Origin of the sequence: Colwellia chukchiensis (assembly GCF_002104455.1) — a bacterium.
GTDB lineage: Bacteria > Pseudomonadota > Gammaproteobacteria > Enterobacterales > Alteromonadaceae > Cognaticolwellia > Cognaticolwellia chukchiensis.
Window position 1 is genome coordinate 53,659 of record NZ_NBOC01000011.1, and the last position, 12,179, is coordinate 65,837.

8 protein-coding genes are annotated in these 12,179 nt (G+C 41.6%); 5 read left to right on the forward strand and 3 right to left on the reverse strand.

Annotated elements, in window-relative coordinates:
* The first annotated feature begins 145 nt into the window (after positions 1–145).
* The 3 genes from B6K83_RS12630 (at position 146) to B6K83_RS12640 (ending at position 4,434) form a co-directional block, all read left to right on the forward strand.
* The gene (locus B6K83_RS12630; RefSeq protein WP_085285285.1) at positions 146–1,519 is read left to right on the forward strand and encodes a porin family protein; all 1,374 of its coding nucleotides are present in this window, start codon (positions 146–148) and stop codon (positions 1,517–1,519) included.
* A gap of 57 nt (positions 1,520–1,576) precedes the next feature.
* Entirely contained in the window at positions 1,577–2,731 is a 1,155-nt protein-coding gene (locus B6K83_RS12635; protein ID WP_085285286.1) for an imelysin family protein, read from the forward strand.
* 65 nt (positions 2,732–2,796) lie between these two features.
* Positions 2,797–4,434: a di-heme oxidoredictase family protein gene (locus B6K83_RS12640; RefSeq protein WP_085285287.1), complete on the forward strand. Its 1,638-nt coding sequence runs from the start codon at positions 2,797–2,799 to the stop codon at positions 4,432–4,434.
* Positions 4,435–4,475: 41 nt separating this feature from the next.
* Here the strand turns inward: B6K83_RS12640 and B6K83_RS12645 are convergent, their stop codons facing one another.
* Entirely contained in the window at positions 4,476–6,092 is a 1,617-nt protein-coding gene (locus B6K83_RS12645) for an FGGY-family carbohydrate kinase (RefSeq protein ID WP_085285288.1), read from the reverse strand.
* A gap of 378 nt (positions 6,093–6,470) precedes the next feature.
* Here B6K83_RS12645 and B6K83_RS12650 point away from each other — a divergent pair, with 378 nt between their 5' ends.
* Positions 6,471–7,262, forward strand: coding sequence for a substrate-binding periplasmic protein (locus B6K83_RS12650; RefSeq protein WP_085285289.1), 792 nt, complete (start codon positions 6,471–6,473; stop codon positions 7,260–7,262).
* 137 nt (positions 7,263–7,399) lie between these two features.
* Here B6K83_RS12650 and B6K83_RS12655 read toward each other — a convergent pair whose 3' ends face one another.
* Positions 7,400–7,957 (reverse strand): DUF2780 domain-containing protein, encoded by a 558-nt coding sequence (locus tag B6K83_RS12655; RefSeq protein WP_085285290.1) that lies wholly within the window; start codon positions 7,955–7,957, stop codon positions 7,400–7,402.
* A 185-nt stretch (positions 7,958–8,142) separates the two neighbouring features.
* Positions 8,143–10,989, reverse strand: a complete 2,847-nt coding sequence (locus B6K83_RS12660) for a response regulator (RefSeq protein ID WP_085285291.1) — start codon at positions 10,987–10,989, stop codon at positions 8,143–8,145.
* A gap of 309 nt (positions 10,990–11,298) precedes the next feature.
* On the opposite strand from B6K83_RS12660, the gene B6K83_RS12665 reads away from it, so the two are divergent.
* On the forward strand, positions 11,299–12,096 hold the full coding sequence (locus B6K83_RS12665) for an ion transporter (RefSeq protein ID WP_085285292.1): 798 nt from the start codon (positions 11,299–11,301) through the stop codon (positions 12,094–12,096).
* Positions 12,097–12,179: the final 83 nt, after the last annotated feature.

Below are 12,179 nucleotides of genomic sequence, written 5' to 3' on the forward strand. Positions count from 1 at the left end.
CGCTCCTCCCTTTCTTCATAGTAATGATGCTTTCTTTATTTTTAAATTATATTGCAAATGAGTTAGATTATCATTTGCATCTGTGTTTTTATCGCTTTATACTTTTCCGCCAATACAATTAATTCTCATTATGATTTAGGTTTTTATGAAACAATTCGTCCTAATGCCACTGTTATTGCTTAGTAGCGCAGTACTTGCTGAGCAAGCAGCAAGTACCACGCTTACCGCGGCAGATCACATTGCACAACAACAAAAAATTGCTGAAATTGAACGACAATTACAGGTATTAAAAGCACAATCTCAGGCCATGCTGACAAGCCAAAAAGCCCCTGCAGCGACAACCACAAGCCCGCTATTAGCTGGGCAAAAAAACTGGCAAATAAAGTCATACGGCAGTGCGCGCTATAAAAGTGAACAAGTGTTTAGGAACACACAAGATCTTGAGCCAAATCGACGCGCAAGTACCGATCTTGAACGTGTGGTACTGGAGATTGCCTACGACTTCACCCCTAAATGGCAATTAGAGTTTGAGCTTGAGTATGAGCATGGCGGCACAGGTGTGACCCTAGAGTACGATGGTTTTGAAGAGTTTGGTGAGTTTGAAAGTGAAATAGAAGCCGGCGGTGAAGTGGTGGTTGAAAAATTACAACTTCGCTATCAAGCCAACCCGTATTTAGCGGTAAAAATGGGCCGTATTTTTATACCGGTAGGCATAGGAACTGAGCTACATAAACCAGCACAATATATGACTGCTGAGCGCCACTGGAGTGAAGCGACTATGATCCCACAAACTTGGAACGAAACTGGGTTCAATATTATGGCCAATTGGCAAAATTTTAATGCCCAAATACTGTTAACCACAGGCTTAAACTCAGAATATTTTCGCACCTACCAATGGGCCGCTACTGGCCATCAAAAACGTTTTGAGCAAACCAACGCTGATGACTTAGCGCTCACATTTCGTCTAGATTATGGCGACATCAAAAAAGACAAAGGCATTGGCTTTAGCTATTACACCAGCGACACCACAGGTAATCGCAATAACCAAAACAATCTCGCGGGCGACGGTAATATAGAAATCATAGGCCTGCATGGCGCGTGGACAATCGGCAATTGGATAGCACGAGGCCAATATTTATACGGTCAGTTAGACGACAGTGCCGCCATCACCTTAGCCAATAAAACCACCGCAGGCTTAAAACCCGGTAACTTTTCACAGTTGGGCAGCGAAGCTGAATCTGCGTTTGTTGAATTAGGCTACAACGCGCAAGGCTTGCTCGGTTTGTCGTCTCAGCTTCGTATTTTTGCCGCCTATGATTATGCTAATCCCATTAAAAAAGTGGCTGATGGCATAGCAACTTCACGCTTTGATAAACAAGAATTATCGTTTGGCGTCAATTACTTTCCTATTCCAGAGTTGGTTTTCAAAATGCAAGTTGCAGAGCAACACTATGCCCAAGAAAACCTTGATAACACCCGTTCAGTTGCTTTGTCACTGGGATATTTTTTCACGATATAAAATACGCAAATTTGCGATTTAAACTAATTAACTTATTAAAAATTAAGGGACTTAACCATGCAGTTAAAAAAATCACTTGTCGCCATCAGTTTGTCAGCCATTATCTTATCCGCTTGTGGCGGAGGCTCTTCAACAGAGTCTGAGCCAGAAACACCAGTTGTTGATAACAGTTTTTCATTTAATGCCAGTGAGATGATCACTAATTTAACCAATGATGTTATTGTTAGCGGCTACATGTCTTTGAGCACGCAAGCGCAAGCGTTTCACTTAACCACCTTAACTCTGTTAAATAATCCGAGCGCAGAAAACTTAGCGGCTAGCCAACAGGCGTGGCGCGATGTGCGTACCCCATGGGAGCAAGGTGAAGCCCATATTTTTGGTCCAGTAGATGCGCTGTCAATTGACCCACATTTAGACACTTGGCCGCTTAACACTAGCGATTTACAAGCCTTATTGGCGTCGCAATCTGGCTTTACCGCACAGCAGGTTAAAGCGTTCAATGACGACGTACAAGGCTTTCATACCATGGAGTTTTTGCTATTCGGTGACGGCTTAACCGACAATGAAAAAACTATCGATGAAATGACCGCGCTTGAGCGGGAATACCTAGTCGCTTGTGCAGAAGTTTTTAGCGAGTATGCGCAAGCTCTAGCTGACGCCTGGACAGTTGCTTATGATGCTAATGACAGTAACTCTCCTGCCTATAAAGAGTTATTGTTATCAGCAAACAATGATGTTTATGCCTCTGAGCTAGGGGTAATTGAAGAACTTATCAACGGCATGATTGGCATTATTGATGAAGTCGGCAATGGTAAAATTGCAGAGCCTTTTGGCACCAACATTAATACCACGGATACCTCATTAGTTGAGTCGCAATATAGCTGGAACTCTTTGGCGGATTTTTCTGACAACATTCAAGGGGTACAAAATGTATATCGCGGTGAATTTGCTGGCGCAGCGGACAAACAAGGCATTATCGACTTTGTTGGTGCGGCTGATTCTGCACTGGCCAGTAAAATAGATAGCCAAATCAGTGACGCTATCACAGCCATTAACGCCATCGCCGGCGACAACAATTTACCCTTTAGGCAAGCTATTAATGATGCAGATGCACGCATAAAAATACAAGCAGCAATTGACGCGCTTTCACTTGTGCAAACCTCGTTTGAAGCTGACGTGCTACCGCTATTAACAAAGTGGCAAAGCAGCTAACAGCAAAAAATTACGCCAGCATGGACGCTGGCGTTGAGTTATCACTTCAGTAAAAGTTACCTCACATGATAAAAATATACCAACGCAGCACAACACTCATATCGCGGCCTGTGCTAATGCCAATAACACTGCTTTTCGTCTGCTGGCTTAGTGGCTGTGGCAGCGAAAAAGCAACGCCAAGCCAACCTACAACACCTGAAATCGTTTATCCTGATTATGCCCACATTCGATTATTAGCTGGCAGCGCTAGTGCAGAAAATGCCAGTGATTCTGGCCATGGTTTTTCAACCCCGATTGCAACATTAACCGCCGATGAGTTAGCCCGCCATCTTAAGGGTGACTTTCACTTTGAAACATCATTTACCACAGCCCCCAACGACGAGCATCCAGAACTTGATGGCTTAGGGCCAGTATTTAATAATCAAAACTGCAATGCTTGTCATCAACGTGATGGCCGCCCTGCAACCCTAACCGTGCCTAGTGGCGAACAACGCTTATTGCTGGGCTCAAATGCGGGGATATTTTTACGCATCAGCCTTGACGATGGCGACTGCCATCAAGCAAGCGCAGAAAATAATTATTGCCAAAACACCCCTGTTCCCGGCTTTGGTACTCAACTTTTTCACCGCGGCGTATTACAAGCCCGTGATGACTGGCAAGAAATGCCCTTTATTGGTCAGGCCAATGTATTGCTCTCCTATGACTATCACAGTGTAACTTATCGCGATGGCGAAACGGTGACCTTGAAAAAGCCTGTGTTTAGTATTGAAGCCCCTTATGATGTCAGTACAAAAAACAGCCAAAACAGCGCGCTTTTAGCCAGTAATGTTCGTTATAGTCCAAGAAATGGTATGCCGATTTTTGGCTTAGGCTTGCTTGAGCTTATTGCCGAAAACGATATTTTAGCGCTGGTTGATGAAGACGATGCAGATCAAGACGGTATCTCTGGACGTGCCAATTGGGTTTTTGACGCCGTTAAAGCCCAAGCCGGAGAAATTCTGCCACTTTCACTAGGACGTTTTGGCTGGAAAGCCAGTACACCAAGTGTGCGAGTGCAGTCTCTTGGCGCCTTACGCGGCGATATGGGTATTACTAATCCTCTGTTTCCCGAAGAAAGCATAGCCAATACCGCCATGCATGAAAGCTACCTAGCGCGCACAGGTTTTATTGATACGGGTGTCGATCAGTTTGGCGCAACAGAAGCCTCAGCAAGCTTTGCCGATGATGTGGTTTTTTATGCCGAAACCTTAGCGGTGCCGGCACGGCGAAATATAAACAATGAACAAGTACTCAGTGGTGCTTTGTTATTTGAGCAAGTTAATTGTACTGGCTGTCACACGCCTAAATTTACCACAGTAAGCGGTGAGGCCTTCATTGGCGGACGCCCTGCCCCTGAGGCTCTTAAAAACCAAACTATTTATCCGTTTAGCGATATGTTGCTCCATGATATGGGCAGCGACTTGGCCGATAATAGACGCGACTTTATGGCCACAGGGCGAGAGTGGAAAACACGGCCATTATGGGGTATAGGTTTAACCAAAACCGTCAATCCTAGTGCCGGATTTTTGCATGATGGCCGAGCCGAGACTATAGAAGAAGCGATTTTATGGCATGGCGGTGAAGCACAAAACAGTAAAGCGGATTTTATGGCGTTAAGCAAAACCGAGCGCACCGCACTGATTAGCTTTGTGATGTCATTATAGCTTCATCGCCGCGACTCAAGCTGCTTGTCATGCTAGCAAGCTTAGTTCGGATAACCCGTGATGTTTTTAATCGCCTGATAAATGGGCTTTAATTGCCGATACATTTTTTTATATACCTGTGTATAAAGTTGCTCATAAAGCTCAACATTATCAGGGTTAGGTAAAAACGTCTGTGTTGTGCGCGTCATAGCGGCTGTGGCTTGCTGGTAATCGCCAAAGTAACCTTGTCCCACGGCGGCATTTATTGCCGCCCCTAAGCCTGAGGTTTCAAAGGTGTGTGGCCGGTGCGTTGGCAAATTAAAAATATCAGCAGTCAATTGTAAAGCGGCATCTGATTGCGAACCACCCCCAGAGACCATTAGACGAGTAATTTTACACTGCTGTCGCTTAGCTAAGTTTTCTTTTCCTTCGCGCAGTGCATAAGCTAACCCCTCTAAAATAGACCGGTAGATATGGGCACGCGTATGCACATCACCAAAGCCTATTATTGCCCCCTTAGCATCAAGATTTTTTAGCCCTGGTGACCAATAGGGTTGAAGCATTAAGCCCATAGAGCCCGGTGGCACTTGCGCAACTAATTGGTCAAATAAACTCTCTGCACTTACCCCTAACTGTTGTGCTTTATCGATTTCATTTTGACCGAACTCTTGTTTAAACCAATTAACCATCCAAAATCCGCGATAAATCATAACTTCGCTATTATATTGACCGGGGATAGCAGACGGATAAGGCGGTATAAACGTATGTGGCTCAACATAGCGAGTATTATTGGTGTTAATGGTTGCTGTCGTGCCATAACTTAAACTTGCCGTTTCGGGGCTAATACAGCCTGAGCCCAACACTTCACAGGCTTTATCTGAAGCGGCAGCAATCAATTTAGTGCCCATTGCGATACCGGTATGTTTAGCCGCTGCTGCGTTAATCTCACCCAGTATATCACCGGGTTTAACCAAATCCGGCAACATGGACTTTTTCACGGGTAAGGCATACCACTTCCAATCCCATGCATGGGCCCAGTGTTGCTTTTTATAGTTAAACGGTAAATAGCCAACAATACTCGCCACTGAATCTTTAAATTGCCCGGTGAGTTGATAGCTTAAATAACCCGACAACAGCAGAAACTTATCTGTATTTTGCCAAAGCTGGGCTTGGTTTTGCTGTAGCCAGTTGGCTGGTGACTTTTGCAAAAAATAATGCAGTACTTTTCGCTGACCTAAAACCGAAAATGCCAATCGCCAATACCAAGGTAATGTATGCTTAGGCTCAGCTAGGCGTTGATCAAGCCATAAAATTGCTGGGCGCAATGGTTGACCATGCTTATCTAAGTTTATCACCGTGCCTCGCTGTGTTGTTAGCGTAACTGCACTGACTTTTTCTCGGTAACCGTTCGCTTTCACCTCAGCTTGTTGCCACAATTGTTGGCAACATAAGCCAAGCATTTGCCAGAAATATTCAACACTTTGCTCTGCCCAACCAGGCTGTGTACTAAAGTATGCTTCTAGTTCAACACGGCTTTTTGCCACTAAATTACCTTGCAGGTCAAATAATAAAGCGCGAACACTTTGCGTGCCATTGTCTATGGTTAAGATTAAGTCGTCACTATTTGCAGCATTGCCATCTGCCGCATCTGCCGTTGGGGTTGGATTAGCTTTATTCATTATTATTTTGTGCTATTTTTCATACTTTTCTAGCACACTATAGCACTGTCGCTAAATTGCAAGACCACAGACTCATTTGGGTTAACATACTGCGCTAGGTTAACAAGTAACCACCATCAGTCATGATTTGCTACGCGCCCCTTAAGCACAGGTAAAACATAGCCAAGTTCGCGGCGACGATGAGCGATCTCGGTTTTAACTATCGGTTAATGTTATCTGCTTCAACAACGGCTACCCTAACAAAAGCTGCCTTTTTGCACTGAGCCGTTGTCAACATGGCTTTACTTTTCTTAAACGTTGTCGTCTAAACAGTGGTTTACAAGCATTTTAAATTCCCCTAGTCTAATAGGAATACCTTGTGTAAAACTATTGGTGAACATGCTATTGCTAACCAGAGCCCTAATCATCTTGCTTTTAATCTGCTCTGCAGCGCAAGCAAATAGCAACATCCAACAAAATGATAAAGACAGCACGCTGCGTATGTGTGTGTCACATTACCCGCCTTATCAAATTGTTTTACCCGAGCAAGCGCCTATTGGTGAAAATATCGCAACCACTAACTATTTGTTTAAGCAACTCGGTTTTACTATCGAATATACGCCAAACAATTCATTTTGGCGTTGTTTAGCCTTACTCAAGTCTGGCAAGGTAGATTTAATGTCTGGGTTGCTAGACGCACCAGAGCGACGCCAATTTTCCCACTTACTGGTTTATGGCTCATTAGAGAAGAAAGTATTTTATGTTAACAATGATCAGTTAAACATAAAAACTTTTGCAGATCTTGAAGGATTGCGAGTTGCGGTACTGCGTGGTGTTAAACAGTTTAAGCAGTTTGATAATGCGCCGGCAGGTTTTTTTACCAAAGTTTATGCTAGCGACCTAGATGCAGGCTTTCGCATCTTGGCGGCAGGAAAGGTAGACGTGTTGATCTCTACTCATTTTTTAGACTTAGCAACTTTCAAAAAAAACAACGTCACAGATCATGCGATAAAAGAAATTATTGTCGACTTAGACGGAAGCTCATTACTGTATACTGGTTTATCAAAACAGTCGAAGATCGCCCATTTAGCCCCTGAACTTGAACGCTTATCAAAAAGGCTACATCAAAACGGTGAGTTTGCCCACGTGATCAAAATGTTCAAACAGCAACATCCGCAATATTATCAATAAGTACTCAGCACCCGACTTAGTTTTAACGTTAAAAACGATAGCAACACTTAGGTCTGCAAACGCAGCTCGTATTGCTAAAAGCTAAATAGCGTGTAGTTAGTCATTTAATCAATCAAAATAACAACTTATCACGCCGCTTAACCTAAAATGTTACCGACGCCGTCAGCCAGTATTTGTTTGGCTTGTTGGCCTTGCTCAGAGTCTAAATAAGATTTTGCGGTATTAATGAAGCTTGCGATCATTTCCGGCTCTAGCCCTAAAGCGCTAAATTGCTTTTTAAGATCATTGACTGATTTTAACGAATCACTATATTGTGCGGCAGTATCCAATAAGCCAGCTAAACCTTCACTTGACTGAAGCTCGCTAATATCTGGCATTTGCTCAATTAAAGCGTCGACGCCAGGTACTGCACTGGCAAGTTGTTGGTACTGCTCAGAAGAGACATTGGTTTTAACATAATGAATAATTGCCCCCATACCACCCGCAGCTTGCTCGGCATTCACGTTCAAGGAATTAGTTAACAGCGTAACTAAACCATTTGAGCTTGGTAACGCGCTTGTGCTTTGCTCAGGTGCTTGAGCTGTTTGCTCTGTCAATCCGATAAATTGTTTTAAACGATCAAGCCAGCTAGCTTCCTGCGCAATTGCGCCATTATTAAATGTAATAATACCAATAAGCAAAATGAGTTTTTTCATGTTCAGGCCTTTTAGGTCATGTAATTGCAAAATAAAGTGTACAACAATAACTTAGCAAGCATGAGTAAATTATGAAAAACATCAAAAAATCTTTAACTCATTAAGCCTAAACAAACAGCTTTGCTAGGCACGACAACTAAGATGAGCTAGTTGGAAAACTTTAATTTAAATAGCTTGGAGTGCGATTACCATAACACTTGATCGATTTCATTTAGTAGCTGTTGCGTGTGGTTATTGATGGTTAATGTTTCATTGTTTTTAATGGCCATTTCTAAGCTTAGTGCGTGTTGAGATAACTCTGCAAAGCCAAACATTTGTGCTGCCCCTGCTATACGATGTGCTAAATTTGCCAATTTTTGCCAAGCACTATTATTAATATGTAAAATTAAATCTTGCTGTTCTAACGCTAAATTTGACAGAAACTCTTGTTTTAGATCTGTCATGTCTAGCTGTTCAAAATGCTCATTTGCCTGTGCCAATGAAACACTGCCGTCATAATACTGGCTAATAGTTGCAACAAAAATTTGTCGCTCGATCGGTTTAGATAAATGGCCATTAAAACCTAATGCTAAGTATTGGCTGATTTCGTGTGACATGGCATTCGCCGTTAATGCCACTACCGGTATTTCATAGCCCCGTTGCCGAAGCACCTTAAAGGCTTCAATACCATCCATTTCTGGCATTTGTATATCCATGAGTACCAAAGTCACCTGATGCTGCTCTAGCAAGGCTAACGCTTCTAGACCATTGCGCGCCGTCAAGACTTCTAAACCTAAAGAACTTAACAAACGGGCAATTAAGCGACGATTATCATCATGGTCTTCTGCTAATAATATTGTGCCTTGCAATGGCTTTTGGTGTTGCTGGTTATCCGCGTTTTCTGCTAGCACTTTGCTTTGTTTAGCCACCTGATCGGCGCTAAACTTACAAGGTAAGCTAAAAACAAAAACACTGCCTTGGTTAAGCTCACTTTCTACGGTAATTTTAGCGCCCATAATCTTCGCTAGTTGGTCAGATAAACACAAACCTAAGCCTGTGCCACCAAAGCGCCGGCTTTTGCTGCTGTCTCCTTGGGTAAAGCTTTCGAATAAATGCTGTAATTGTGAGCTGCTCATGCCGATACCACTATCGGTTATTTTAAAGTCTAAATGGTGATCGCTTTGTGTTATTTTTAATTCGACATGGCCTTTGGCGGTAAATTTAATTGCATTCGCGCATAAGTTGATCAGAATTTGCTTGACCCGAAAACCGTCAATTTCAATTAAAAAAGGTCTTGTTAATGCGTGGATTATCTCAAAGGTTAAGCCTTTTTTCTTAGCTTGGATGCTAAATATATTGGCCAGCTCTTGTAATATGTCATGTAAGTCTTGCTTTTTTAGCTCTAATTCTATTTTATTTGCTTCAATTTTACTTAAATCGAGGATGTTATTGGTTAACTCTAATAAATGTAAGCTATTGCCATGAATAATTTCTACTTCCTTATGAATATAGTGTTCATCGATATCGCCGCTAATGATGGCTTCAGCTTGACCAATCACCGTAGTAAGCGGTGTTCGAATTTCATGGCTCATATTAGCCAAAAATTGACTTTTTATTTGATTGGCATTTTGCAGTTCTTGCATAATTAATTCGAGCTCTGTGGTTCTTTGTTTAACCTTAAGCTCTAGCTCATGTTTGGAGCGACGTTCAATTTCGCGTCGTGCAATTAAAAACACAATCAATAACATGGCCAGTACCACAATTATAATAAAGTTGCGCTCTTGTGATGCTCGTTGTGTTTCTAACTCTTGTACTCGCTTTTGTTGTTTCAACTGCTGTACTTCTTGCTGTAACTGCTCTGCGTCAAATAGGGCCAGTTTGGTATTCAGCTCGTTGTTAGCCATTTCAATATGCAGTTGTAAAAATTGTTGTTGTGCCTGAACTGCTTGAAAAGTTTTATTTTGCGCGGCAAGTATCAAAGCGCGAAGTAAAAAGTTATACATTTGTTGCTCTTTATATTGCATTTGCTTAACCATATCGCTTGATTGTTCAAGATAATTTAAAGCGAGTGCATGCTTACCTTGGAAGAAATACGCTTTAGCTAAGCTATATAAGCTACCGACATAAGCAATGTTGTGCTCTTGCGCAATACTCAATCGTATCGCTTCTTGGGCGTACGTTATCGCCGCCTCAATATTACTCATTAAATTATTTAGCTCTGCTAAATTGTGGAGCATAGCCGCAGTGAAGTAGTCATTTTTGCTATCACGATAATAATTTAAAGCCAATAGCATATAATGCTCTGCTTGCTGATAATCGCTGGTATATTTGTAGGCATTACCAAGCCCGGCATGTGCCATTGCTAAGCCTTTCATGTGCCCAAGCTCTTTCGTTTTTTCAATCACATCAAAGTACTTGGTAATAGCACGCTCATAACGTCTAAGTTGTAAGTACAAATTAGCTACATTAAGCTCAAGGTCGGTTTGATCTTGCAGACTGCCATGGTTTTGATAAAGCGGTTGTGCTTGTTGATAACTTAATAACGCACTTTCTAGCTGACCGGTTTTAGCGTGTACTAAGGCAATATTATTATATAAATTTGCTTGAGCAATAGGTTCGTTAACCTTTAAATAATAGGCTAGTGCGCGCTGGTAGGACTGCAACGCTAAGCGGTTATTACCTTGATAGTAGGCATATACACCTATTAGTTTATAGGCATTAGCTTCTAGTTTTTTATAACCTAATTCATTCGCTAAACTTTGCTGTTGCTGGGCAAGCGCTATGGCTTTATCTAGCTGTCCTAATTGGTGATATAACTTACTCTCAGTGGCCAAAATAGATAATTTATCGAGCGCATAAAAGTCGCCGCTTGTGCGTAACTTTGCCACCAGTGCTAAGGCTTGGTTTTTATCTTCCATACCTTCGAGTACGGATAACCTTTGTGCGACATTATTGTCGTTAAATTGATATGTGTTTTCGCTACGAACCGCAAAACTTGCAGATAATTGAGTAATTAAAAGCAATGAAAATAATACGCTTTTGACTCCTGCCATCCATGCAACCTTTAAAAATATGTTTATTACAACAAATGAATTAATTATTATTTCAGCTCAATTCGTGCGTTTAAATTAGGTCAAATGATGCATCTGTTGATAAAACTAGTTATAGCACTTTGCCGTACGCGTCACAACGCAAAGTAGGCAAAATTTTTTGCGCAAAGCCTTGTTAGTGCATCAATTTATTCTTTTAGCAGCCCCGCTATTAAAGAAAGCTAAGTTTCAAGCCTGCTTACTAGCAAAATTAACGAAAAAAAGCGTATAATTCGCGCCTTATTTTTTGTTTTCAATATTTATCGAACCGTTATGTATCAGAACACTAAAGCTGCCTTTACTAAGTTAAAAAACAATAAATTTTTTGAATTAAGTGTCATATGTGTGATTATTATTTCTGCGTTAGAAATTGGCGCTAAAACGTTTCCTTTATCCAATACTGCGGTATCAATCACCTCATTGCTCGACACCTTTATTACGGTATTTTTTCTTTTTGAGATTTCCATCAGGTTTTTAACAGATGACAATAAAAAACACTTTTTTAAATCTGGATGGAATGTCTTTGATACACTCGTTGTAGTGATCAGCCTAATACCCGTCAACGATTCTGAAATGGCCTTGCTTGCCCGACTCGTTAGGGTGTTTCGGGTATTAAGAATGGTGTCAGTGGTGCCTGAACTGCGGGTATTAATTAACTCGTTAATCAAAGCATTACCGCAACTTGGCTATGTTGTACTATTGATGTTTATTATCTTTTATATCTACGCTGCGATTGGTAGCTTCCTTTTTAGTACGATCAACCCGGTATTATGGGGTGATATTGCAATATCTATGTTGACGCTATTTCGTGTTATGACATTCGAAGACTGGACCGATATTCAATATGAGACCATGGAAGTTTATCCTTATAGTTGGATTTATTACATGACCTTTATCTTTTTCACCGCGTTTGCCTTTTTGAATATGGTGATCGGTATTGTGGTCAATGTCATGGAAGAAGAGCATGCCAAAGAGAAAAACAAAAATGAGCCAAGCTTAAGTGAGTTAAAACAAGAAATTAGTGAACTTAAAAGCCTGATTTTACAGCTTGATGAAAAACAAAAACAATAATAACTTACACGACACTGAGTTAAGTGTTGCCCTGTTAACGGCAGTTTCGTGCTAAAAAAATCCGCAATTAGGTTAACTAATCG

What these genes read in the sequence shown, in the direction of transcription:
- B6K83_RS12640 (WP_085285287.1), top strand. Translation starts at nt 2,797, where the DNA reads ATGATAAAAATATACCAACGCAGCACAACACTCATATCGCGGCCTGTG.
- B6K83_RS12650 (WP_085285289.1), top strand. Translation starts at nt 6,471, where the DNA reads ATGCTATTGCTAACCAGAGCCCTAATCATCTTGCTTTTAATCTGCTCT.
- B6K83_RS12655 (WP_085285290.1), bottom strand. Translation starts at nt 7,957, where the DNA reads ATGAAAAAACTCATTTTGCTTATTGGTATTATTACATTTAATAATGGC.
- B6K83_RS12665 (WP_085285292.1), top strand. Translation starts at nt 11,299, where the DNA reads ATGTATCAGAACACTAAAGCTGCCTTTACTAAGTTAAAAAACAATAAA.
- B6K83_RS12660 (WP_085285291.1), bottom strand. Translation starts at nt 10,989, where the DNA reads ATGGCAGGAGTCAAAAGCGTATTATTTTCATTGCTTTTAATTACTCAA.
- B6K83_RS12635 (WP_085285286.1), top strand. Translation starts at nt 1,577, where the DNA reads ATGCAGTTAAAAAAATCACTTGTCGCCATCAGTTTGTCAGCCATTATC.
- B6K83_RS12645 (WP_085285288.1), bottom strand. Translation starts at nt 6,092, where the DNA reads ATGAATAAAGCTAATCCAACCCCAACGGCAGATGCGGCAGATGGCAAT.
- B6K83_RS12630 (WP_085285285.1), top strand. Translation starts at nt 146, where the DNA reads ATGAAACAATTCGTCCTAATGCCACTGTTATTGCTTAGTAGCGCAGTA.